19 protein-coding genes and 2 pseudogenes are annotated in these 23,695 nt (G+C 52.6%); 18 read left to right on the top strand and 3 right to left on the bottom strand.

What is annotated here, in order from left to right:
• Positions 1 to 28 precede the first annotated feature (28 nt).
• The 7 genes and pseudogenes from ABKW30_RS23055 to ABKW30_RS23025 form a co-directional block, all read left to right on the top strand.
• Positions 29 to 997 (top strand): aliphatic sulfonate ABC transporter substrate-binding protein, encoded by a 969-nt coding sequence (locus ABKW30_RS23055; protein ID WP_348601272.1) that lies wholly within the window; start codon positions 29 to 31, stop codon positions 995 to 997.
• Positions 998 to 1,010: 13 nt separating this feature from the next.
• A complete protein-coding gene (locus tag ABKW30_RS23050) occupies positions 1,011 to 1,847 on the top strand; it encodes an ABC transporter permease (protein ID WP_348601271.1) in 837 nt (278 codons plus the stop codon).
• 4 nt (positions 1,848 to 1,851) lie between these two features.
• Entirely contained in the window at positions 1,852 to 2,604 is a 753-nt protein-coding gene (locus tag ABKW30_RS23045; RefSeq protein WP_348601270.1) for an ABC transporter ATP-binding protein, read from the top strand.
• 7 nt (positions 2,605 to 2,611) lie between these two features.
• Positions 2,612 to 3,787 carry an FMNH2-dependent alkanesulfonate monooxygenase gene (gene ssuD, locus ABKW30_RS23040; protein WP_348601269.1) on the top strand — a complete coding sequence of 392 codons (1,176 nt, stop codon included), beginning with the start codon at positions 2,612 to 2,614 and terminating at the stop codon, positions 3,785 to 3,787.
• Positions 3,784 to 5,277, top strand: coding sequence for an FAD/NAD(P)-binding protein (locus tag ABKW30_RS23035; protein ID WP_348601268.1), 1,494 nt, complete (start codon positions 3,784 to 3,786; stop codon positions 5,275 to 5,277). Before ssuD ends, ABKW30_RS23035 begins: the two co-directional genes overlap by 4 nt.
• 77 nt (positions 5,278 to 5,354) lie before the next feature.
• Positions 5,355 to 7,666, top strand: a pseudogene (locus ABKW30_RS23030) (Tex family protein).
• Between the two features lie 96 nt (positions 7,667 to 7,762).
• Positions 7,763 to 7,921 (top strand): annotated as a pseudogene (locus ABKW30_RS23025) (transcriptional regulator); the annotation flags it as partial.
• Here the strand turns inward: ABKW30_RS23025 and ABKW30_RS23020 are convergent.
• Positions 7,918 to 8,826, bottom strand: a complete 909-nt coding sequence (locus ABKW30_RS23020) for a GntR family transcriptional regulator (RefSeq protein ID WP_348601267.1) — start codon at positions 8,824 to 8,826, stop codon at positions 7,918 to 7,920. The pseudogene ABKW30_RS23025 and the gene ABKW30_RS23020 overlap by 4 nt on opposite strands.
• A gap of 118 nt (positions 8,827 to 8,944) precedes the next feature.
• Here ABKW30_RS23020 and ABKW30_RS23015 point away from each other — a divergent pair, with 118 nt between their 5' ends.
• The 6 genes from ABKW30_RS23015 to ggt all read left to right on the top strand — a co-directional run bounded on the left by ABKW30_RS23015 (position 8,945) and on the right by ggt (position 16,212).
• Complete coding sequence (locus ABKW30_RS23015) at positions 8,945 to 9,931, top strand: aldo/keto reductase (RefSeq protein ID WP_348601266.1); 987 nt, start codon at positions 8,945 to 8,947, stop codon at positions 9,929 to 9,931.
• A gap of 80 nt (positions 9,932 to 10,011) precedes the next feature.
• A complete protein-coding gene (locus ABKW30_RS23010; RefSeq protein WP_348601349.1) occupies positions 10,012 to 11,004 on the top strand; it encodes an ABC transporter substrate-binding protein in 993 nt (330 codons plus the stop codon).
• Positions 11,005 to 11,096: 92 nt separating this feature from the next.
• Positions 11,097 to 12,626 carry a sugar ABC transporter ATP-binding protein gene (locus tag ABKW30_RS23005; RefSeq protein ID WP_348601348.1) on the top strand — a complete coding sequence of 510 codons (1,530 nt, stop codon included), beginning with the start codon at positions 11,097 to 11,099 and terminating at the stop codon, positions 12,624 to 12,626.
• A complete protein-coding gene (locus ABKW30_RS23000) occupies positions 12,619 to 13,584 on the top strand; it encodes an ABC transporter permease (protein ID WP_348601265.1) in 966 nt (321 codons plus the stop codon). Before ABKW30_RS23005 ends, ABKW30_RS23000 begins: the two co-directional genes overlap by 8 nt.
• A 59-nt stretch (positions 13,585 to 13,643) precedes the next feature.
• Positions 13,644 to 14,375: a glutathione S-transferase gene (locus ABKW30_RS22995; protein ID WP_348601264.1), complete on the top strand. Its 732-nt coding sequence runs from the start codon at positions 13,644 to 13,646 to the stop codon at positions 14,373 to 14,375.
• A gap of 106 nt (positions 14,376 to 14,481) precedes the next feature.
• The gene (gene ggt / locus ABKW30_RS22990; RefSeq protein ID WP_348601347.1) at positions 14,482 to 16,212 is read left to right on the top strand and encodes a gamma-glutamyltransferase; all 1,731 of its coding nucleotides are present in this window, start codon (positions 14,482 to 14,484) and stop codon (positions 16,210 to 16,212) included.
• Here ggt and ABKW30_RS22985 read toward each other — a convergent pair.
• Positions 16,195 to 17,394, bottom strand: coding sequence for an aminotransferase (locus ABKW30_RS22985; protein ID WP_348601263.1), 1,200 nt, complete (start codon positions 17,392 to 17,394; stop codon positions 16,195 to 16,197). The two genes, ggt and ABKW30_RS22985, sit on opposite strands and share 18 nt — an antisense overlap.
• Before the next feature lie 173 nt (positions 17,395 to 17,567).
• Between ABKW30_RS22985 and speB the strand changes: the two genes are divergently transcribed.
• Positions 17,568 to 18,641, top strand: a complete 1,074-nt coding sequence (speB, locus tag ABKW30_RS22980; RefSeq protein WP_348601262.1) for an agmatinase — start codon at positions 17,568 to 17,570, stop codon at positions 18,639 to 18,641.
• Entirely contained in the window at positions 18,641 to 19,753 is a 1,113-nt protein-coding gene (locus ABKW30_RS22975; RefSeq protein ID WP_348601261.1) for an FAD-dependent oxidoreductase, read from the top strand. The genes speB and ABKW30_RS22975 overlap by 1 nt, the downstream gene beginning before the upstream one ends.
• Here ABKW30_RS22975 and ABKW30_RS22970 read toward each other — a convergent pair.
• Entirely contained in the window at positions 19,748 to 20,665 is a 918-nt protein-coding gene (locus ABKW30_RS22970; RefSeq protein ID WP_348601260.1) for a LysR family transcriptional regulator, read from the bottom strand. The two genes, ABKW30_RS22975 and ABKW30_RS22970, sit on opposite strands and share 6 nt — an antisense overlap.
• A gap of 301 nt (positions 20,666 to 20,966) precedes the next feature.
• Here ABKW30_RS22970 and ABKW30_RS22965 point away from each other — a divergent pair, with 301 nt between their 5' ends.
• The 3 genes from ABKW30_RS22965 (at position 20,967) to ABKW30_RS22955 (ending at position 23,693) form a co-directional block, all read left to right on the top strand.
• Positions 20,967 to 22,175 (top strand): ABC transporter substrate-binding protein, encoded by a 1,209-nt coding sequence (locus tag ABKW30_RS22965; protein ID WP_348601259.1) that lies wholly within the window; start codon positions 20,967 to 20,969, stop codon positions 22,173 to 22,175.
• 83 nt (positions 22,176 to 22,258) lie between these two features.
• Positions 22,259 to 22,996, top strand: a complete 738-nt coding sequence (locus ABKW30_RS22960) for an ABC transporter ATP-binding protein (RefSeq protein WP_348601346.1) — start codon at positions 22,259 to 22,261, stop codon at positions 22,994 to 22,996.
• The gene (locus ABKW30_RS22955) at positions 22,989 to 23,693 is read left to right on the top strand and encodes an ABC transporter ATP-binding protein (RefSeq protein WP_348601258.1); all 705 of its coding nucleotides are present in this window, start codon (positions 22,989 to 22,991) and stop codon (positions 23,691 to 23,693) included. The genes ABKW30_RS22960 and ABKW30_RS22955 overlap by 8 nt, the downstream gene beginning before the upstream one ends.
• Positions 23,694 to 23,695 lie beyond the last annotated feature (2 nt).

The following is a 23,695-nucleotide window of genomic DNA, read 5'->3' as shown; positions in this document are numbered from 1 at the left end:
GCGCGGTCAGCTCACAGGGATAATGTCGATGGTTCTCTTCCGGTCACTTGTATGGGGTCTTGCCGCTATTGCTCTATCTATTTTTTCCACTGCATCCAACGCCGCTGAAATTTCTGAATTGCGCATAGACTGGGCCACTTACAATCCGGTTGGTCTTCTTCTCAAGAAGCAAGGTATTCTCGAAAAAGAGTTTGAAAAGGACGGGATTAAAATCCGTTGGGTTCAGTCAGCCGGTTCCAATAAGGCTCTGGAGTTCCTGAATGCGGGTTCCATTGACTTCGGCTCGACGGCCGGTGCCGCAGCACTTCTCGGCCGGATCAATAGCAATCCCGTGAAGTCCGTTTACGTCTATTCGAGGCCTGAATGGACAGCGCTGGTTACACGTCCCGATACCGGTATTGACAAAGTCGCTGATCTCAAGGGCAAGCGTATCGCGGTAACACGTGGCACAGATCCGCATATATTTCTCGAACGCGCTCTGGCAGACGCTGGCCTCACTGAAAAGGACGTTACGCTGGTACTTCTTCAGCATGCGGACGGCAGACTGGCACTTCAACGCGGCGATGTGGACGCCTGGGCCGGACTCGATCCACTGATGGCCGCAGCAGAGGTGGAAGACGGTGCAAAGCTCTTCTACCGGAAACCTGAGAATAACACTTGGGGCGTTTTGAATACCAGCGAAGATTTTGCAGCGGAGCATCCAGCAATCGTCAACCGCGTGATCGCTGCATATGAAAAGGCACGCGCTGAGGCAATTGCTCATCCCGATGAATTGAAGGCGGTGCTGATCGAAGCTACCAAGCTGCCCGAAGGTGTCATCGACAAACAGATCGAACGAACAGATATCAGCCACTCCCGCATCGGAAGCGAACAAAATGAAACAATCGTTTCTGCTGGGCTTGCTTTGCAGAAAGCTGGTGTCATCGCGGCGGATGTTGACGTAAAGGCCACCACCGACAAGCTGATCGATGTCAGTTTTGCGCCGGCAAGCCAATAACCAAAGACCGGCAATGATTGTAACGGACATCAGCTTGCGGGAGGATGCGAAACACCCACCCGGGATCGCATCTATTCCCAGATTACGTCTGCGGTCCATTTGGCTTGGCATTATTCTACCGCTTTTTCTGGCTCTCCTGTGGGAGGCGAGCGTTCGAGCCGGCCTAGTGGTGGGGCGGTTAATGCCACCGCCCTCGCGTATCATTACTACCCTTTGGAATCTCTGGCAAAGTGGCGAGCTTACAACGCACATTATCGCAACGACGTTACGTGTCCTGTCAGGTTTTGCACTGGGAGCAGTCATTGGGACATTGTTTGGAGCACTAACAGGCTATTCCCTGCTTGTGCGCCGCCTTCTCGATCCCTCATTACAAGCACTACGCGCAATTCCTTCCATCGCTTGGGTGCCGTTGTTCATTCTATGGCTCGGGATTTTCGAACAATCCAAGATCGCTCTCATCGCAGTTGGCGTCTTCTTTCCGGTCTATCTTGGAGTCAGTGGCGCGGTACTTTCGGTCGACCGCAAGATCGTCGAGGTAGGTCGCATATTCCGACTAAACGGCTTTGAGCTTGTGCGACGCATTCTTCTGCCGGCAGTACTGCCGAGCTATGTAATAGCACTGCGCTCAGGTTTGGGACTTGGTTGGATGTTCGTTGTGGCTGCCGAGTTCATGGGTGCTTCGGAAGGTCTGGGTTATCTGCTCGTGGATGGCCAGCAGCTTGGCAAGCCAGATCAAATTCTTGCTGCAATCATTACCTTCGCAGTTATCGGCAAATTGTCAGACAGTCTGCTTGCGTCCGCTGTTGCGCCCTTCCTGCGTTGGGAAGACCGTTTCGGGCGGGAGGTCTAGGCGTATGCTTCAGGTCAACACGATCGGCAAGATTTATCAAAATGGCACTCACGCGCTGGCTGACATAACGCTCCAGGTCGAAGACGGAGAAATTCTCGGCATTATTGGTGGGTCAGGCTGCGGCAAGAGCACTATCCTGCGGCTGATTTCCGGACTGGACCGTGCAACGCAAGGGACAATCAGCGTTGATGGCGTCACAATTGTCGAGCCACACCCCTATATCGGCCTGGTCTTTCAAGAGCCACGACTGCTCCCATGGTTAAGCGTCTCTGATAATATTGGATTTGGGTTGAACGAACCGGACAACGTACTGAAAAAGCAGCGAATCGACGAAGCACTCGAAAAGGTGGGGCTTTCACGCTATGGCACACGCTGGCCCAAGGAGCTGTCAGGCGGCCAGGCACAACGGGTAGCGCTCGCACGGGCGCTGGTAACACGCCCGCGTGTTCTTCTGCTGGACGAGCCATTTTCAGCGCTTGATGCCTTCACTCGCGCCGAGCTTCAGGAACACGTTCTTGACCTGTGGAACGAAAGCCGGCCAACACTTGTGCTCGTCACGCATGACATTGAAGAGGCACTTTTTCTCGCAGATCGCGTTGCAGTCATGCGCCCACACCCTGGCCGCATCGCGGAGACATTTGATATTGCGTTGCCGCGTCGGAGGGACCGAACCTCCCCCGAATTTGAAGAGGCGAAACGCAATATTCTTCGCTCACTCAATACCACGCTGACTTCGCACAAGATTGCTGCCCAATAGGATTATTATGACCATCACCATTTCAGACAAAATCAAAGTCCTGTGGTTTCTTCCCACGCATGGTGACAGCCGTTATCTCGGCACATCCGACGGCGGAAGAGCTGTAGACCTTCCTTATCTGCAGCAGGTTGCGCAAGCTGCGGATACACTGGGTTACTATGGTGTGCTGCTGCCCACGGGCCGCAGTTGTGAAGATAGCTGGGTCGTTGCCTCCGCATTGGCCCCGTTAACCAAACAGCTGCGCTTTCTGGTTGCTGTACGTCCCGGCTTGCAGTCACCCACTTTGGCCGCCCGCATGACGGCGACACTGGATCGCATATCCGAAGGCCGGCTGCTTATCAATGTCGTCACTGGCGGCGATCCTGTGGAGAACAAGGGTGACGGCATTTTTCTCTCTCACGATGAACGCTACGAAGTCACGCGTGAGTTTCTGGATATCTACAAGGCTGTTTTACGCGGCGAGACAGTGGAGTTCACGGGAAAACATTTCAAAATAGAGGACGGCCGTCTGCTGTTTCCTCCTCATCAGACACCGTATCCCCCACTTTATTTTGGAGGCTCATCCGAAGCCGCAAACACCGTTGCCGCCGAGCAGATTGACAAGTATCTCACCTGGGGAGAGCCACCAGCTGCGGTTGCCGAAAAGATCAGTAACGTTAATGCGCTGGCGGAAAAGGCCGGGCGCAACATCAGCTTCGGTATTCGCCTGCATGTGATCGTGAGGGAGACCAATGAAGAGGCATGGGCCGCAGCCGACAAGCTGATCAGCAAGCTTGACGACAACACTATTGCCGCGGCGCAAAAGGTGTTTGCCCGTATGGACTCCGTCGGTCAGTCACGCATGAGCCAACTGCACGGTGGTCGCCGCGATCAACTCGAAGTCAGCCCCAATCTGTGGGCTGGTGTGGGTCTTGTGCGCGGCGGAGCGGGAACCGCTTTGGTTGGCGATGCGGCGACGGTGGCAGAGCGCATCGATGAATATCGCCGCATTGGTATCGATACCTTTATTCTTTCAGGTTATCCTCATCTGGAAGAAGCATATCGCTTTGGAGAACTCGTGCTGCCAAACCTGCCGCTGGATCATGAGATCCGCACAAGCGCTACTTTGGTTAATATGGGACCGTTCGGTGAAACCGTCGCTGGAGATCATCGTCCAGCCAGCCTGCGGACAAATCAATCGTGATACCTCGGCCTGTCGTTGCAATTATTGGCGGAGGGTTCTCCGGAACGGCTATCGCATATCATCTGGCGAAACAGACTTCACCGAACGACATCGAGATTATCATTATCGAGCCAAGGGAAAGACTTGGCGGCGGTCTCGCTTACTCCAGTATTGATCCAGCGCATCGGATCAATGTACCTGCCTCCAAAATGACGATGGTATCGGCTGAGCCCGATCATTTTGCCCGTTGGCTTGCCATGGACGCAGCAAGCGCTGAAGATGCTCTGGCCCGAACCGCGACAGGCGACGCCTTCCCACAACGGTCAGTCTTTGGGCGGTACGTCTATGATCACATCGAGCCCTTTCTAAAATCCGGACAGATTCAGCACGTAAGGGACAAGGCAAGGGAAGCTATACTTGCGGGAGAACGCTATAGCATCGTTCTCGGTGACGGAACGACTCTGGATGCAGATATCATTGTCATTGCGACGACACATCCGCTGCCTGCCGTGCCAACTGCTTTGCAGCATCTCGCAGGCACTCCGCAATTTGTCGCAGATCCCTATGCGCCGAACGCGCTGGACACAATCAAACCCGAGCAAGAAGTTCTGATCGTCGGAACGGGCCTGACCGCAGCCGATATTATTGCTTCGCTGGACAGGCGCGGTCATCATGGCCGGATCACTGCCCTTTCGCGCCATGGCTATCGTTCCCGCGGGCATGCGTCAGCAGTAAATGACTCATTCGGATCATTCGGTAAAGACATCACCGCGCGGACACTTCTGCGAAACGTAAGGCAAACATTGGCGTGCGCCAAGAATGAAGGATTAAGCTGGCATCCAGTCCTCGACGCTTTACGCGATCAGGCACCATCCATCTGGGGCTCTTTGCCGGCGGCAGAACGGCGGCGACTGGTCCGGCATCTGCGTTCATTGTGGGATGTGCATCGTTTCCGGATTGCCCCGCAGGTGGAAGCAGTGCTGGACCAGCGTCTGCAAGAAGGCACCCTGTCCATTCTTTCCGCTTCTCTGCATTCAGCTTTCGTTGATAAAGACCGCTTTAACGTCAGCTACCGGCAACGTCGTGGCACTCACATTGAGACTGCAGACTTTGACGCTGTTGTCATCACGACTGGTCCTGCCCACGCGGCAATCGCCCGGGGAAGCCCATTGATTGCGTCCCTGTTCGAACAGGGTCTACTCAGTACCGACCCAATCGGTCTAGGGTTGCATACTGCTGGAACCGGTCAGGCTATTGGTATCAAAGACGAGACCGCTGAAACACTCTACGTCGGTGGTCCATTGGCACGCGGTACTTTTGGCGAATTGATGGGAGTGCCGGAAGTTACGCGCTATGCCGAGTTCCTTGCAGAAGCAATCAAGGGCCGGATTAGTCACCTGCTTTCACGACAGGACAGGCAGTCTGATAATCTCCAAACCGTCTGCACGGGTTGTCGCGCGCAGGGACCTGAAGCGCTTGGCATCAGGCGAGCAAAATCACTGTTGAAATAAACCATCGCTCCCAGGCGATTGCGGTCATGGTCGGGCATCACTATGTTGGTCGCCCGATCATGATTTATGGATAGCCCGTGACTGTTACCAATACTGCCCGCATCGCCCGCCTTATTGCCGCAGAAATCAATGCCCGCCCCGAACAAGCAACTGCAGCAATCGAATTATTGGACGGGGGTGCAACGGTACCCTTCATTGCACGATACCGCAAGGAAGTGACCGGCGGTCTTGATGATACTCAACTGCGCATTCTTGATGAGCGGTTGATTTATCTTCGTGAACTTGAAGCGCGCCGTGACACGATCATTAATGAAATAGGTAGCCAAGGGAAACTTACGCCCGAATTGGAAGGAAAGATTGCCGGAGCAATCACTAAAGCTGAATTGGAAGATATATACCTGCCATATAAGCCCAAAAGGCGGACAAAGGCAGAAATTGCACGCGAAAAAGGGCTCGGTCCTCTGGCGGAAGCAATCCTGTCAGACCGGCGGACAATTCCGCTTGAACTTGCAAAGAATTTCATCAGCGCAGAGGTCACGGACACGAAAGCGGCGCTGGATGGCGCGCGTGACATCCTCGTTGAAAAGTTTTCGGAGAATGGCGATCTTGTTGGTCGCTTGCGAAACTATATGAAAGATCGAGCCGTCCTGCGCGCTAAAGTCATAGACGGAAAGCAAGAGGCCGGCGCCAAGTTCTCAGATTATTTCAACCATTTCGAACGCTGGGCCACGACACCCAGCCATCGCGCACTTGCCATGTTGCGCGGCCGGAATGAAGAAATCCTCTCCCTTGATATCGAGATAGACGCCGATGACACGGCTGCGATCAAACCAGTCGAACGGATGATTGCGGAAGCATACTCGATTGCTGGAAATAGCGCCGCCGGCAGCTGGCTGATGGATGTCGTGCGTTGGACATGGCGTATCCGACTTTCCCTTAATCTGTCGGTCGATTTGATGACCGCATTGCGTGAACGTTCCGAGGAAGAAGCAATTCGCGTATTTGCCCGGAACCTCAAAGATCTGCTGCTGGCGGCACCTGCTGGCTCACGAGCAACGATGGGTCTTGACCCCGGCATCCGTACAGGCGTGAAAGTTGCTGTCATTGATGGCACCGGCAAGCTGCTCGATACGACAACCGTATATCCGTTTCCGCCACGTAACGACGTGAGAGGTACGCAAGCAGAACTGGCAAAGCTCATCGCAAAACATAAGGTCCAGCTGATTGCCATAGGCAACGGCACGGGCAGTCGTGAAACCGAAAAACTCGTTGCAGATATGCTTGGCGACATGCCAACGCCAAAGCCATTGAAAGTTATTGTAAGTGAGGCAGGCGCTTCCGTTTACTCAGCTTCCGCAACTGCAGCGGCCGAGTTTCCGACGCTTGATGTGTCATTGCGTGGAGCAGTATCTATTGCCCGACGTTTGCAGGATCCACTGGCCGAGCTGGTCAAAATCGAACCAAAGTCCATCGGTGTCGGCCAATACCAGCACGATGTCGATCAATATCGCCTTGCCCGTTCACTTGAAGGCGTCGTCGAAGATGCGGTGAACGCTGTCGGTGTTGACCTCAACACTGCATCCGCACCTTTGTTGGCACGTATCTCTGGTTTGGGGACATCTTTGGCAGAGGCCATTATTGCTCATCGCGACGAAATCGGCCCATTCAAAACGCGCCGCGAGCTATTGAAGTTGCCCGTCTCGGGCCTCGCGCTTTTGAACAATGCGCGGGATTTTTGCGTATAAGCGATGGGAGTGAGCCCCTTGACGCATCTGCAGTTCACCCTGAGGCTTATGGCGTTGCAAAGAAGATCGTTAGTGCTTGCGGGCGGGATGTACGTACGCTGATGAATGATAGTGCCGCTCTGAAAGCACTTGACCCACGGCTCTTTGTTGATGAACGGTTCGGCCTGCCGACAGTTCGCGATATCATTGCCGAGTTGGAAAAACCCGGACGCGACCCCAGACCAGAGTTTAAGACAGCTGCATTTGCGGATGGCATCGACAACATCAAGGACCTGAAACCTGGCATGTTGCTTGAAGGAACTGTCACCAATGTGGCTGCCTTTGGTGCGTTCGTTGATATTGGCGTGCACCAGGATGGTCTCGTTCACCTTTCTCAACTGGCGGATCGCTTTGTGAAAGATGCTCATGAGGTGGTCAAAGCCGGAGATGTTGTCAAAGTTCGCGTCGTTGAGGTTGATCCAAAACGCAATCGCATTAGTCTGACTATGCGTAAAGATGGCGGTGGTAATGATGCGCCTCGTCCCGCGCGCAGTGCAGAAAGTATGCCCCGACCGCGCGTACCATCGCCTGCTCCGAAGCCTGCGGCAACTGCGCCACAGGGGGCATTTGGAGCCGCTTTGGCGGATGCAATGCGCAAGAAATAGATCGGCGCAACCTCGAAACAGGGAGCGAGCAGTAATGCCTAAGCTCGACATTGACGCATTGCCTGTTCTGAAAGGAACCGGCTATCGTAAAGACACGGTAACGGCCACCACATGATAAATGAGTCTGACGTGACAGCCGTCTATCTGGAGGTAGGATCACGCAAGTCTCAGAATCTCATAACGTGCCCTGATATCGATATGATAAGCTCCAACGCCGACGGCCGTTTTGGGCACAAGGACGGCATACCCTATTAAATGTAATGACCTTGATCGTCATCCCCGGGCATTATCGATTGAAGGAGTGTTTCGCGCGCTGATTTTAAATGTGCGCGACAAGCCTTGTTCACCTTCGCCAGATCGCGCGAGCGTAAAGCCTCAATGTAAGCCAAATGTTCCTCAAGTGCACGCGTGTTGCGCTGTTGCGCATGCAGCTTGTTCCACTGATAATGATAATGAAACACAATCGCGATGACATCGTAAAAATCATCAACGAACCGGTTACGGGAAGCTGAATGGATCAATCTGTGAAATCGTTCATCCAGTTCCGAAAATTCAGTATAACGGCTGTCGATTTCTCTCAGGAGAGCCAGGTGCTCAACTTCCAGACTGTCCAGCTTCTCGCGTGCCGGATGGTCCTCTGGTAATTTGGTGAATGCAACCGCTGATTTGAGTTCGAATACCTCGCGAATTTCAAAAAGCTCAAGTGCAAATGCGCGGGTAAATCCTTTTAGTATCCAATGACTATTCTTACGCTTTTCAATTAAACCAAAACGACTGAATCGTATTAGAAATTCTCGAACGCTAGAGGTACCGACACCAATATCACGTGCCAGCTCCAGTTCATTTATTTGCATTCCCGGCTGCGCGCCGCCGGCAAGAATACGTTTCATGAAACTTCGTTCGATAATTTCGGCAAGAGAATCCGTTTGGTCTTCCGGGAAGTAATCTTTCTGCCTGGGATTACGAAGAACCTTCTTGCCCTGATTTCCGAGTTCGACAAGCCCTACCCCCGCCATTGTTTTCAAGATCGTTCTGACAGTCGTGCGGCTGATGCCCAATTTTGCACCTAGTTCAGCTTCGGACGGAAGAAACGCTCCACTCGTCAATAGACCGAGGCACTTATTGTAGCCTTCCTTGAAAACCGTATTTTGCTTTGACATCCCATTCCTTGGCGTGAATGTTTAGTGCTCCATGAACATTTACACACAAGAACAATTGACTGAAAAGGTTTTTTGTCGATAAAAGACTGGAGGACTTTGCGTATCTGGGAGGAGCGCTTTGGAAACCCGCAAAATAGGCACTACTCCGCTGGCTGTGACGCAATTTGGATTCGGCGGCGCAGCAATTGGCGGTCTTTATAGAGATTGCCCTCGTGATGATGCCATTGCAGTATTGCAGGCCGCATGGGATGCAGGGCTGCGCTATTTTGATACCGCCCCATTCTACGGTTTTGGCCTTTCTGAACGTCGCACAGGGGATTTTCTACGCTCGAAGCCTCGCGACACTTATGTTCTGTCGACTAAAGTTGGCCGTTTGTTGCGACCGGTACCCGACGACCAGATCCCTGATCATTCCTATGTCAATCCCCTGCCTTTCACGGTAGACTATGACTACAGCTATGACGGGATCATGCGGTCGTTTGAATTCAGTTTTGCCCGGCTTGGCCTGAATCGAATAGACATTCTCTACGTGCACGACATTGGGGCCTATACTCACGGTGCCGAGAAAAATGCTGTCTACCAGCGCCAACTCCTTGACAGTGGCCTGAAGGCACTGGACGAATTGAAATCGTCGGATGCTATCACCGCTTATGGTCTTGGAGTGAACGAAGTCGACGTATGCATGGATGTGATCGCCCATGGCGCGATAGATTGCATTCTTCTGGCAGGGCGATATTCCCTTTTAGACCGATCAGCAGAACGGGGCTTGCTTGAAGCATGCCGCAAAAAGCAAATCTCGCTGGTTATAGGTGGCGTGTTTAATTCCGGTATATTGGCAACTGGCCCCGTACCCAGTGCTAATTTTGACTACGGGCCTGCTTCGGAAGACATACTCCAGCGCGTGAGAGCCATGGAGGCTATTGCCAAATCGCACTCCATCCCTCTCGCTGCTGCAGCAATACAATTTCCTTTGCGCGAGCCGGCAGTTGCGAATGTTCTCATCGGGACAGCCAAAGCCGCCAGCCTTACCCGAAATATGGACCTTTTGAACGTGGCTGTTCCAGATGCTTTTTTTGCTGAAGTGGAACAGTTTACGATCAAATAGACCTTCTAAAAAGCGGGGTTGAGTGCGCCACAATCCAGCTGGAAACAAAACAAGAAAGGCGCTTGGAGAGGAACATGGAAATGATTTCTGTTGGAAAGTGCTTCAATCGTAGAATTTTGCTCGGTCTTGCCGGTGGCGCCATCATTGCTGGCGCAATCGGAGTTGCACCTGTACAGGCGCAGGAAGTAACCATCCCGATTATCGTCAAGGATACGACATCTTTTTATTGGCAGATTGTACTTGCCGGTGCACGAAAGGCGGGCAAAGATCTCGGCGTCAAGGTTCCAGAACTCGGCGCGCAAGCAGAGTCGGATATAAACGGACAAATTTCCATCCTGGAGAATGCAGTCTCTGGCGCACCTGCCGCAATCGTTATTTCACCGACGGAGTTCAAGGCACTTGGCAAACCCATTGATGAGGCCGCGAAATCGGTCAAGATCATTGGCATTGATTCCGCAGCGGACTCAACGGCGTTTACATCGTTCCTCACGACAGACAATGTTGAAGGAGGACGTGTTGCAGCCGATGGTCTGGCAGCAGCAATCACCGAAGAATATGGCAAGGCCGAGGGTGACGTTGCCATAATTACAGCTCTGCCCGGGGTGGGTTCACTCGACCAACGGGCCAAGGGCTTTAAAGAACAACTTGCTGCAAAATATCCCGGATTGAAACTGGTAGCGGATAAGGTGGCTGATGGTCAGGCTACGACCGGCCTGAATATCACGACAGATTTGATCACTGCCAATCCTGATCTTCGCGGCATCTTTGCTTCCAATCTGATTATGGGTCAGGGTGCCGGTCAGGCAATAGCCGAAAACAAGGCTCAGGACAAGATCAAGGTCATAGCCTTTGACAGTGATGAGAAACTGGTGAAATTCCTGAGTGACGGTGTGCTCTATGCCCTCGTCGTTCAGGATCCGTTTCGCATGGGTTATGATGGTGTGAAAACCGCGCTCGCTGCATCAAAGGGTGAAAACGTCGAGACAAATGTCGACACCGGTGCCAATCTGATTACGAAAGCGAACATGGGCGAGCCGCGTGCGCAGGAGTTGCTAAACCCGAAACTTGATTAATCGGGATTATGCCCTCAATCAAAGAGGCTGTCATGACCAATCAGGATCTTGCATCGCAATCCGGTAACTGGACAAATGCAACTGCTACGATCATGGCAGCCGACATGCCTATCCTTGAGCTCAAGGGGCTGGAAAAGCAGTACTTTGGTACCCATGCGCTCAAGCCGACTGAGCTTGCGTTCAAGTCTGGCGAAATTCACGCCATTGTTGGGGAAAATGGAGCGGGAAAGTCCACACTTATCAAGCTCCTGACAGGAGTGATCCCGCGAACAGGTGGCGATGTCTATTGGCGCGGCGAACCAGTCGCTTTAAGCACACCTGTCGAAGCAATAAAGCATGGCATCAATGCCGTGCATCAAGAGGTTGTGCTTTGCCCACATCTGAGCGTGGCGGCCAACATTTTTTTGGGGGAAGAGCATCTGCGTTTCGGCTTGCTGCGGCACCGCAATATGGTGCGGGAAGCGCAGAAGATACTCGACAACCTTGGCTTCGATCTTCCTGCTCATGCCATGCTTGGAGACCTGACGATTGGCCAACAGCAATTAATTGCAACGGCCCGCGCTGCGACGAGAGGAGCACGGTTTCTCATATTTGATGAACCAACCGCCTACCTCACCCGCAAAGAGGGTATGCAACTTTTTGCTCTGATCCGGCGCATGCAGGCCGATGGTGTGACGATCGTTTATATCAGCCATCGAATGGAAGAAGTCTTTGAACTGGCGGATCGAGTATCTGTCTTGAGAGACGGAACATTGGTGGGAACGCGAGAGATTGCAGAAACCGACGAGAACGAACTGATCGCGATGATGATCAACCGGTCGATTGAACAGATTTATCACAAGGATAAATTTGAGTTCGGCAAGCCAATTCTGGAAACCCGCAATTTATCTGGAGAAGGCTTCGAAAATATTTCGCTCACTGTGCGAGAGGGTGAGATTATCGGGCTTTACGGCTTGATCGGTGCCGGGCGCAGCGAGTTTGTTACCACTGTCTTTGGGCGGCATCCAAAGTCCTCCGGTTCTATTTTATGGAAAGGTGAGGAAATCAATATTCGTCGCGAGAATGATGCCATCAAACTCGGTATTGCGCTTGCGCCGGAGAGCCGCCGGGACCAAGGCCTTTGTCTGTCATTGCCCGTAAGCCTCAATCTCAATTTGCCGGTTTATTCGAAGCTTGGCCATGGCGGAATTATCTCAAAGTCCAAAGAATCGAGTCAAGCTGACCGCCAGATTGCCAACCTTCGGATAAAGACATCAACACGCAGTGCAACTGCCGCAAGTCTATCCGGCGGTAACCAGCAAAAAATTGTCATTGGCAAATGGCTCAATCACGGTGCCAAGCTTTTCATTTTTGACGAGCCAACAGTCGGCGTCGATGTTGGCACCAAGGCGGAGATATATCGCCTCTTCTCTTCGTTGCTATCAAAGGGCGCGGGGATCATTCTGATCTCGTCCTATCTGCCGGAAGTCTACGAGTTAGCCGACACTCTGCATGTTTTCCGGCGTGGTGAGATGGTAGCCACCCATCAATTTAAATCCGCGAGCCATGAAGACATTTTGACGAGAGCGTTAGGTTCGGCTCCGGCCAACCCAATTCAGCCGGAGAATCCAGACTATGAGTGAAACAAAGGAACCTGTCATTTCACCCAAGAAGCGTTACAATATTCTCTTCGGGCTGACATTGTTTGCACTCCTGCTTTTACTCTGGCTGATACTTGGTCTGTCGACGACAACATTCTGGACTGCAAACAACATTGCCAATTTATTGCGTCAAGGTGCAATGATTGCGATCCTCGCCGTTGGCCAAACCTTCGTTATCATCACTGGCGGTATAGATCTTTCCGTCGGAGCAATCGCGGGTTTCACCAGCACCATTGTTGCCCTGCTTTTAGCCAACGGGTTTCCAATCTGGGCGGCCATACTCATAACACTCGGCATTGGTCTTTGCATCGGCCTCTTCCATGGTTTTGGCATTGTAAAAATGGGGTTGCCGCCGTTTATCATCACACTGGCCACGCTTACCTCACTGCGCGGTATTGGCCTGTTGATTACGAATGGCGCAACCATTTCAATCAACAATGACGACTTCACCAATTTCTCGCGCAATGACTTTCTGGGCGTACCCAACCTGTTCTGGATGGTCATCCTCATCGGCATCCCTGCCTACATTCTGCTCCAGCACACACGTTGGGGCAGATACCTGTTTTCCGTGGGCTCAAATGCCGAAGCGTCCCGGCTCTCCGGTGTAAATGTGAACCGCACGATCTATCTCGCCTATACTCTCTCCGCGCTCTGCGCGTCCTTTGTTGGTATTTTGCTCGCCACACGTATTGGCGTCGGCAACCCGACGCAGGCCGAAGGCTGGGAGTTGCAGGCCATTGCATCCTCGGTAATTGGCGGCACAAGCCTCTTTGGAGCTGTCGGATCAGTCCAAGGACCTTTACTTGGAGCTTTCATCCTTGCAACCATCAACAATGGCGCGAATCTGCTTAATGTGAACTCGTTCTGGCAACGTGTGATTACGGGCGCACTCATCATTGTTATCGTTTATTTCGATCAGTTGCGCCGCCGAAGGAAATAAGGTCGATCCCGCCACATTCATCTGCTTGAATGCGAACACGGACGCATCAGGAGACGCTTATGCCTTACGAACTATATTACTGGGATGGATTGCAAGGACGTGGTGAGTTTATCCGCCTTGCACTGGAGGAAGCTGGGGCTGACTATGTCGACGTGGCTCGTTCAGATGATCCCGGACAGGGTATCAGCGCCATGATGAGGATACTAAAAAGCAAGAGCGAACCATATCCACCTTTTGCCCCGCCGTTTCTGAAAGATGGTGATCTGATCATATCGCACGTAGCGAACATCCTTTTTTATCTGGGACCCAAACTCAACCTTGCGCCCGAGGATGAAGCACTGCGTTTGATCGCCAATGGACTACAACTGACGATCACAGATTTCATTGCGGAAGTGCATGACACTCACCATCCCATTGCGACAACTCAGTATTACGAAGATCAGAAGGAGGCGGCAAAACTGCGCTCCAAAGACTTCATTGAGCACCGCATGCCAAAATTTCTGGATTATTTTGAACGCATCCTTCATCAAAAGCCCGATGGTTCCGCCCATGCAGTCGGCAGAACATTGAGCTATGTGGATCTATCACTGTTTCAGATTATCGAAGGCCTTCGCTACGCTTTCCCGCGTGCTACAGCAAATCTGGCCAAAGACTATCCCGCATTGCAGGCTGTACACGATACGGTGAAACATCGAGATAATATCAAAGCCTATCTCGCCTCGGATCGCAGGCTCGATTTCAACACATCGGGCATTTTCAGGCATTACCCCGAGCTTGATCAAGACGCGTAATAGCGTCCCTCTTACAGTTTCTTCTGATTTCCTCTGGACATGAGTGATCTAAGAGGCTCCATTAGCCTGATCAAATTCATCGGAGGAAATCATGGATCATTGTTTCATGAAGGCAGGTGTATTTGCCGCAACGCTCGGACTTCTTGTAACTCCGCCGGCAACCCTTTGGGCAGCATCCCCAGAGCCCGTTGCAGCAGAACACGGTATGGTTGTCACAACCCAGCATCTCGCATCAGAAGTTGGCATAGACGTACTGAAGAACGGCGGGAATGCAATCGATGCCGCGGTTGCGGTTGGATATGCATTGGCTGTTGTCTATCCCGCCGCGGGAAATATCGGTGGTGGGGGTTTTATGACAATCCGCCTCAAAGACGGCAAGACCACATTCCTTGATTTCCGCGAAAGAGCGCCACTTGCAGCAACCAGGACAATGTACCTCGACGATCAAGGCAATATTGTTAAAGGGCGGAGCACAGACGGCTATATGGCTGTCGGCGTACCTGGATCTGTAGCTGGCTTCGAAATGGCACGGGACAAGTATGGTACGAAATCTCGTGAAGAGCTCCTCAGTCCCGCTATACGCTTCGCCCGCGACGGGTTTGTGCTTGATCAAGGTGACGTTGCTTCGCTGCAGAACGGCACCAAAAAATTAGCCCAAGACCCGGCCGCGTCTGCGATATTCCTGAAACCGGATGCAAAACCTTATGCGATTGGCGAAACGCTGATTCAAGCTGATCTGGCTGCAGCGCTCAACGCGATTTCGGAAAAAGGCCCCGATGCATTCTATAAGGGCACAATTGCTGATGCCATCGTCAAGGCGAGCGAGACGGGCGGCGGTGTTCTGGCTAAGTCCGATTTCGAACAGTACAAAGCACGCGAACTTGAACCGGTAAAATGCAATTATCGCGGTTATGAAATTGTTTCTTCACCGCCGCCAAGTTCAGGTGGTGTGATTATATGTGAAATCCTGAATATTCTTGAAGGATACCCTCTCGGATACCTTGGCTATGGTTCCGCGGAAACGGTCCATGCAATGACAGAAGCAATGCGGTATGCCTATGTTGACCGCAATTCCGCACTCGGCGATCCGGATTTCGTCGATAATCCTGTGACCAAGCTGCTGGACAAGCAATACGCCAAAGATATCCGCGACAAGATAAGTCCCTACAAGGCCGGAGTATCGAAAGAACTGACGCCGAAGGGCTTCGGTGAAAGCACCGAGACAACACACTATTCAATTGTCGATGATGAAGGTAACGCCGTTGCAGTCACCTATACGCTGAATGGTTCATTCGGCGCCGGAGTGGTTGCCGCCGGTACGGGTATCCTGCTGAACAATGAGATGGATGATTTCACCTCAAAGCCCGGCGCTCCCAACCTTTACGGTCTGGTGCAAGGTGAAGCCAACGCGATACAACCGAAAAAGACACCACTTTCATCAATGAGCCCAACGATCGTTTCCAAAGACGGCAAGCCCTTTATGGTCATCGGGAGCCCGGGTGGCGCACGCATCATCACCATTACGCTTGAAGCGATCATCAACGTGATCGACCACGGAATGGACATTCAGGAAGCAATCGACGCGCCACGCATCCACCATCAGTGGATGCCCGACCGCATCTTTACCGAGCCCTATGCACTTTCCGGTGATACGATGAAAATTCTCACCGAAATGGGCCACGACGTTGGCATAGACAAGGATTGGCCTGTATGGGGTCAGGCTGCGGGTATTCTTGTCGGAGGCAAAAGTCTTGATGAGATTACGCAAGGTGGTGGTGCTCGATACAATGGCGCAATGGATAGTCGCTCGGGTTCCGGCCTAGCCAAGGGTTATTGAATCCGGCGACAGATTGAAACCGCCCAGACGCTCACGCAATTGGCTTATCGTTGTGATATCGGCATTTGCAAAAGCAAACCTCAGGAATGGGGTTTGCTCAACTCCGAAATATTCTCCGGGAATAGCAAGTACCCCTACTCGCTTTGCCAATTGTTCTGCCACCTCTGCCGAGACCCTACCCTCGAATGGATGCCTGACAAAGGCAAAGTATGCGCCGACTGACTCAAGCTTCCATCCGTTCAAGCCGTCCATGACTTGATGAAGAGCCTTTGCCCGTGCCTCAATCTCCAAACGGTTTCGGGCCCGCCATTCGGCCAGTTCCGGCAACGCGCGCGCAACAGCGGCTTGAGGCGCTCGCGGTGGACAAATTTGTAAATTATCCATGATCTTGGCAATTTCGTTGACCACCGCTTCACCTGCGGTTATCACGCCCAACCGGTGACCCGGAATGCACAAAGACTTGGAAAAGCTATAGAGCTGGATGAGATTGCCCTGCCAGTCCACATTTGAAAACAAACCATGTGGTGCGCCTGCACCGTCAGGCAAAAAATCACGATACGTCTCGTCAAGAATGAGCCAAATACCCAGTTCCCTGCATAGATCAAAAATCGATTGCAACCGGTTGGCGGGATAAATTGCACCGGTAGGATTATTTGGTGTGACCAATGCCAGTGCCCGGACATCCTGTGTCATCGCTGCATGGATCGCATCCGTTGTGGGAACAAAACCTTCCGAGGCATCGCATCTGACTGTTCGCGTGTTGATTCCGAGCATGGACAAAGTTGTCTCATGATTGAAATAGAATGGATCGGTCACAAGAACAGTACTGCCGGCGGCGGCTGTAACCATGGACGCACAGACGAACGCCTGATTGCACCCTGAAGTAATATGAACATTGCCAGTGCCGATTGCTGCATCGTACAACTCTGACACGTGCGCGGCATAAGTCTGGCGTAGAACTGTTTCACCCTCAATTGGCCCATAATTTGTGTAAGCCAGTGATGACGCAGCTTCGCCAAGCCACTGCAGCATGTTTACATGCGCCGGGTAGCCGGGTACCGCCTGTGACAAATCAATCAACTCACCCCGACTTCCATCGTAAGATTTTCCCCAAGCTTGGACCGCAGGTATCGGCGGAGATGCGAGGTTGGTTACGAGCGGATTAAGCGTGGCAGCAGTCATGGTTCAGGTCCTGTATCGCATCTTCGGGTCTATCAGTCTCTTAGTCGTCAATCGGATTGAAGTCATCTGTGACTATTTCGCATGACTTGTTCACAGAATGGCAATTGATTTCCCTGCCGCTTTAGGGTGTGCTGCAGCCCAACCATTGATATAAATATTCGGGAAGTAGCGTTATGCCATCGTGGGACAAGAACAAGCTGGACGAATTACGCGCCAAGTACGGTGAAGGCCATGGCGGCGAACTGTTCGACGCACGATTTCGAAAAGTAGCAGACAAGATATTCTCCAAAAGCGGCACCCGTCTTGCTCCTTATGCAGGGATACCGACTTTTCTCGCGGCCCCTTATATGCCGGTTGACCCAGCCAATCCGGACTTCGGCAATCTGCAGGTCGCCATTGTTGGCGTGCCAATGGACCTTGGCGTAACCAACCGCCCTGGCTCGCGTTTCGGTCCTCGCGCTGTTCGTACGATTGAACGTATCGGCCCTTATAATCATGTTTTGGATTGTGCGCCGGTGTTCGATCTGCGTGTTGCCGACATCGGCGACGTACCTTTTGCCAGCCGCTACAGGTTGGAGCAAAGCCACGACGATATTGAGCGACGGTTCAACCAGATAATCGATGCTGATGTTGTCCCGCTGGCAGTCGGCGGCGATCATTCGATCAGCCACCCCATCCTGAAAGCAGTTGGCAAAAACGGCCCCGTCGGCATGATCCACATTGATGCGCATTGCGATACCGGGGGAGCTTTCGACCAAACTAAATTCCATCACGGAGGCCCTTTCCGCAATGCTGTTCTGGACGGTGTTCTTGACCCAACGCGAACAATTCAGATCGGTATTCGTGGCTCCGCCGAATACTTATGGGAGTTTTCCTACGAGTCCGGCATGACGGTGATCCATGCGGAGGAGGTCACGGGCCTGGGTATTCCAGCGATCATCGAAAAAGCCAAGGCAGTTATCGGCGACGGCCCGGCATATCTGTCCTTTGACATCGACAGCCTTGATCCAAGCTTTGCTCCGGGCACCGGCACTCCGGAAGTTGGTGGACTGACAACCCGTGAGGTGCTTGAGCTTATTCGCGGCCTCAAAGGTATCAATCTCGTAGGGGGCGATGTGGTCGAAGTTGCGCCACAATATGACTCGACCACAAATACCGCCCATGCGGGCGCGCAAGTTCTATTCGAAATTCTCAGCCTCATGGTTTTCAGCCCGTTTGTGCAGGCGCAAGGAAATAAAAGAGCATAATGAACGAAACTATCGAGACTGATGTTCTCATCATCGGTGCGGGTATTGCCGGTGTGGGTGCCGCCGCCGCGTTGGCTGGTACCCACCGTGTTGTGATCGTCGAGCGGGAGAGCCAGCCGGGCTATCATTCGACTGGTCGTTCGGCTGCAATCTTTATTCCCAACTATGGAAATGATGTTATTCGTGGCCTCAATCGGGCTAGTGCGCCGATGTTTCACAACCGCGATACCAGTTTTTTTCCAGAGCCACTTCTAACGTTGCGTGGCTCTTTGACCGTCGCCGATGACGATGGCGTCGAGACCTGTGAAGAGTTCGTTCGCAATGGCACAGGTGTCGAGGCTATTTCCATCGATCAAGCTCTGTCCATGCTTCCCATTCTCAGTCGCGATTATGTAAAGGCGGCCGCCTATCAGGAAGACGCGCAAGACATCGATGTCAATGCGCTGCATCAAGGTTGGCTGCGCAAGGCCTCTTCGCAGGGCGTCAAACTTTTCACCAACACGGATGTAATCAGCGCCAAACGGATCGCCGGGGCCTGGCAGATCGAAACGTCCGGGAAGATTTTTAGCGCACGCATTGTCGTCAATGCCGCTGGCGCATGGGCTGATCAGACGGCGGCAATGTTTGGTGCGAAGCCGCTCGACCTGATACCACTACGCCGCTCGATTGCAGTGCTGCCCGCACCTGACGGCCATGACACCCGTAGCTGGCCACTCGTCGATGACATCAATGAGGCCTGGTACATGAAACCTGATGGCGGGCGAATGTTCGTTTCACCTGCCGATGAGATTCCTGTCGAACCACATGATGCCTATGTGGACGACATGATTCTTGCCGAAGGTCTTTATCGCTTTGAACAAGCCGTCACCATACCGGTTAATCGAGTGGAACGGAGTTGGGCTGGTTTGCGCACTTTTGCTCCCGACAGGACGCCCGTTGCCGGTTTTGATGGCGCGGTGGATGGCTTCTTCTGGCTTGCCGGACAAGGTGGCTATGGTATCCAGACTTCTCCTGCGCTGTCGGCGCTCGCGGCAGCCCTCATCAGTGGACGTAGCCCCGATCCTGCCGTTGAGCCCCTTCTCTCGCGGCTATCACCAGTTCGCTTTTCATGATCCATCAAGAAGTGGCTGGCCAGCAAAATTGGCAGCCTGACTTTCAAGCTCGGATTTAATGAAATTGCTCAACACCTTGATGCGCGGTGTACTGACGATATCCTCATGGCAAATCAGCCAGTAATCGCGATTGAGATGCAGCTCTTTTGGAAGAACCGCTCTCAGTTCCGGATAATTGCAGGCAATATAGTAGGGCAAGATGCAGAGGCCAAAACCGGTTCGAGCTGCGCTGAGTTGGGCAAAAATGCTGGAGCTTTGATAGGATGCGCGTAAGCCGGGAAGTATCTCCCGCATATAATCAAGGCCGGGTGTGAAAATCATATCTTCAATGTAGCCGACGAATCTGTGTTCCGAGAGATCTGCCTGTTTTTTGATCGCTGGATGTCGCGCCAGATAATCCGCTGAACCGTAGACAAAAAGCCGATAAGGCATGAGCTTCTCCTGATGATAGCGTCCTGTACGACTGGCATTAAGGGTTATTGATAAATCTGCTTCTCGCCTCGACAACGAGACGATCTGCTGAATTGTCACCATCTCCACCGAAAGGCCGGGATAGGATTGTGTCATTAGCGGCAGGCGATCAGCCAAAAAGAAGTTGGCGAACCCCTCCAATATACTCAATCGGACAACACCGCTGAGTGAGACTGTCCCCCCCGATGCTTCGTTTTGAAAACGCTCGGCCTCGCGTTCCATGACTTCCGCAGGCTCAATAAGTTTTTCCCCAAGCGCGGTAATGATATACCCACGAGGGTTCCTTTCGAATAAGCGTGCCGATAATGCCTCCTCCAATCGGTCAATCCTTCGTGAAACTGTCACGTGATTGGTGCGCAAACGCCGTGCTGCTGTGGTTAATTGACCGGTGCGGGCAACGGCGAGGAAGTACTGCAAATCGTCCCAGGTAAATTGCCGCATGGTTGATAATCCTTGAATGTACATTTTTGTACTTAATATGTGCAAAATTAGGTGCTTGTGTACTGATTTGTCAATGTTAGACTTTTTTAAACAACATGGTTGCCGGTCAGGAGAAACAGCGCGATCATGGGAAGAACAATGTTCAGCTGAGATAAAGCTGGATTGAGGGAGGAGACTAACACGCGAGAAGCGGATTCATCCGCTTGATCGCGATGGGCATCTATCAACTGCATCAATTTTATCAATGGCGGTTCATCGTCCGATGTTCAGCCAAGCGACTAATCTTTGGGAGGAGACACGAATGAAGCTTTTAAGCGTAGTAACCGCAGCTCTAATGGCTGCCACAGTAATCCCGGCAGCGAGTGCCGAGATTTCCGATGGCAAGGTCAAGATCGGCATCCTTAACGACCAGTCCGGCGTGTACGCAGACTTCGGCGGAAAGTGGTCGTTCGAGGCGGCTAAAATGGCAGCAGAAGACTTTGGCGGCAAAGTGCTTGATGCACCGATTGAGGTCATATCTGCTGATCACCAGAACAAACCGGATATCGCCTCCAATATTGCCCGTCAGTGGTATGACACAGAACAGGTCGATTCCATTATGGAGTTGACCACATCTTCGGTTGCGCTGGCTGTTCAGGGTATCTCCAAAGAAAAGAAGAAGATCGATCTTGTTACCGGCGCTGCAACTGCAGAACTGACAGGTAAACAGTGCTCACCCTATGGCTTCCATTGGGCATATGACACACATGCGTTGGCTGTTGGTACAGGCGGCGCACTCGTTGGCGCCGGCGGTGATACATGGTTCTTCCTGACTGCTGATTATGCGTTTGGCTACTCTTTGGAAGAGCAGACAAGCCAATATGTGACTTCCAGGGGCGGCAAGATCGTCGGCTCGGTTCGCCATCCGCTGGCAACCAGCGATTACTCATCATTCCTGTTACAGGCGCAGTCATCCGGAGCCAAGGTTATCGGGCTCGCCAATGCTGGCCTGGACACCGCAAACGCGATCAAGCAGGCTGCGGAGTTTGGCATTGTTGCTGGCGGCCAGCGCCTCGCAGCGCTGCTCTTTACCCTCGCCGAGGTTCATGGCCTTGGCCTTGAGGCAGCACAGGGACTAACCCTGACGGAAAGCTTTTACTGGGATCGCGACGATGAATCGCGCGCCTTCGGCAAGAAGTTTTTTGACCGCACAGGCCGCATGCCAAACATGATTCAGGCTGCGACCTATTCCGGCGTCACCCAGTATTTAAAAGCCATCCAGCAGGCTGGAACCGATGACACTGAAAAGGTCGCCGCGGCCATGCATGAAATGCCTGTAGATGACGTCTTCGGGCGAGGTGCAAAGGTTGGCGCCAACGGTCGTTTGATCAGCGATGTCTATCTGATGGAAGTCAAGAAGCCGGACGAAAGCAAGGCTCCCTGGGATTACTACAAGGTTCTTGCTACTGTTCCCGGTGAAGAAGCTTATATAAAGCCAGCTGATAGCGGCTGCGATCTGGTAAAGCAGTAAGCATGATCAGTCCGGGTGACACTGCGTTCGGGGGAGGAAAAACCTCTCCCGACACCACGACAGACAAGACAGGGCAAGTTGTCCTGTCTGCCCGTGGTCTACGCCGCGATTTCGGCGGCTTCGTCGCCGTCAATAATGTTGACCTTGATGTCCATCACGCCAAAGTCCACGCATTGATCGGACCCAATGGCGCGGGCAAGACCACGGTCTTCAATCTGTTGACAAAGTTTCTGCAGCCATCCAGTGGCACTATCACACTGCTTGATCAGGATATTACCAGGATTGATCCTGCACGTGTTGCGCGCATGGGGCTAGTGCGCTCCTTTCAGATATCGGCGGTTTTTCCGCATCTTACAGTGCTCGACAATGTCCGCGTAGCTCTTCAAAGACCAGGAAATCTTTCAACGCAGTTCTGGCTTCCCATGAGTGCGCTCAACCGCCTCAATGAACGCGCAGAGCAGTTGATAGAAACAGTCGGACTGCAGGACGCACGCAACAAGCTTGCTGCCGATCTTTCTTACGGCCGCAAACGCGTACTGGAAATAGCAACGACACTGGCGCTTGATCCGAAAGTGCTTCTGCTCGATGAGCCTATGGCCGGTATGGGGCACGAGGACGTTCATATCGTTTCGGACATCATTCGAGAGGTCGCAAGGGACCGTGCGATCCTGATGGTCGAGCATAATCTGAAGGTTGTGGCCGATCTTTGTGATCAAGTTACAGTTCTTCAGCGCGGCGAGATTTTGACTTCCGGCGATTACAAGACTGTCAGCCAGGATGAACGCGTTCGCGTCGCCTATATGGGAACCGAGCATGAGTGAGCCGCTTCTTTCAGTCCGCAATCTGAACGCCTGGTACGGTGAAGGTCATGCGCTGCATGGCATCGACCTTGACATTCATCAGGGCGAGACCGTTACGTTGCTCGGTCGGAACGGCGTAGGCAAGACGACCACTTTACGTTCGATCATGGGCATTATCCGCAAGCGTACAGGAACAATCATCTTTGACGGCAAAGACATGATGCGCGTACCGCTGCATCGTGCAGCGCAAGCAGGTATTGGCTTTGTGCCCGAAGAACGCGGTATCTTCGCAACACTTTCAGTTGACGAGAATCTCAATCTACCACCCGTCGTTGCCAAGGGCGGAATGTCGATCGAGGAGATTTACGATCTTTTTCCCAACCTGAAAGAGCGTCGCAATAGTCCTGGCACCAAGCTTTCCGGCGGTGAACAACAAATGTTGGCGATCGCGCGTATCCTTCGTACCGGTGTTAAACTGATCCTTTTGGACGAGCCCACCGAAGGTCTTGCGCCAGTTATCATCCAGCGGATTGGCGAAGTACTTATTGCGTTGAAAAAGCGGGGAATGACGGTTCTGCTGGTTGAGCAGAACTTCCGTTTTGCCAGCAAGGTAGCCGACCGTTTCTATGTGGTCGACCATGGCAAGATTATCGACAATTTCCCGGTTCACGAATTACCCGACCGCATGACCATGCTCAACGAAGCATTGGGGGTTTGAGA

Source organism: Phyllobacterium sp. SB3, from assembly GCF_040009165.1.
Taxonomy (GTDB): Bacteria; Pseudomonadota; Alphaproteobacteria; order Rhizobiales; family Rhizobiaceae; genus Phyllobacterium.
This window is presented reverse-complemented; position numbering and strand designations above follow the sequence as displayed.

Bases quoted from the DNA above. Each gene is read 5' to 3' on its own strand.
- ABKW30_RS23055 (WP_348601272.1), top strand. From the start codon at position 29: ATGGTTCTCTTCCGGTCACTTGTATGGGGTCTTGCCGCTATTGCTCTA.
- ABKW30_RS23050 (WP_348601271.1), top strand. From the start codon at position 1,011: ATGATTGTAACGGACATCAGCTTGCGGGAGGATGCGAAACACCCACCC.
- ABKW30_RS23045 (WP_348601270.1), top strand. From the start codon at position 1,852: ATGCTTCAGGTCAACACGATCGGCAAGATTTATCAAAATGGCACTCAC.
- ssuD (WP_348601269.1), top strand. From the start codon at position 2,612: ATGACCATCACCATTTCAGACAAAATCAAAGTCCTGTGGTTTCTTCCC.
- ABKW30_RS23020 (WP_348601267.1), bottom strand. From the start codon at position 8,826: ATGTCAAAGCAAAATACGGTTTTCAAGGAAGGCTACAATAAGTGCCTC.
- ABKW30_RS23010 (WP_348601349.1), top strand. From the start codon at position 10,012: ATGATTTCTGTTGGAAAGTGCTTCAATCGTAGAATTTTGCTCGGTCTT.
- ABKW30_RS23005 (WP_348601348.1), top strand. From the start codon at position 11,097: ATGGCAGCCGACATGCCTATCCTTGAGCTCAAGGGGCTGGAAAAGCAG.
- ABKW30_RS23000 (WP_348601265.1), top strand. From the start codon at position 12,619: ATGAGTGAAACAAAGGAACCTGTCATTTCACCCAAGAAGCGTTACAAT.
- ABKW30_RS22995 (WP_348601264.1), top strand. From the start codon at position 13,644: ATGCCTTACGAACTATATTACTGGGATGGATTGCAAGGACGTGGTGAG.
- ggt (WP_348601347.1), top strand. From the start codon at position 14,482: ATGAAGGCAGGTGTATTTGCCGCAACGCTCGGACTTCTTGTAACTCCG.
- ABKW30_RS22985 (WP_348601263.1), bottom strand. From the start codon at position 17,394: ATGACTGCTGCCACGCTTAATCCGCTCGTAACCAACCTCGCATCTCCG.
- speB (WP_348601262.1), top strand. From the start codon at position 17,568: ATGCCATCGTGGGACAAGAACAAGCTGGACGAATTACGCGCCAAGTAC.
- ABKW30_RS22975 (WP_348601261.1), top strand. From the start codon at position 18,641: ATGAACGAAACTATCGAGACTGATGTTCTCATCATCGGTGCGGGTATT.
- ABKW30_RS22970 (WP_348601260.1), bottom strand. From the start codon at position 20,665: ATGCGGCAATTTACCTGGGACGATTTGCAGTACTTCCTCGCCGTTGCC.
- ABKW30_RS22965 (WP_348601259.1), top strand. From the start codon at position 20,967: ATGAAGCTTTTAAGCGTAGTAACCGCAGCTCTAATGGCTGCCACAGTA.
- ABKW30_RS22955 (WP_348601258.1), top strand. From the start codon at position 22,989: ATGAGTGAGCCGCTTCTTTCAGTCCGCAATCTGAACGCCTGGTACGGT.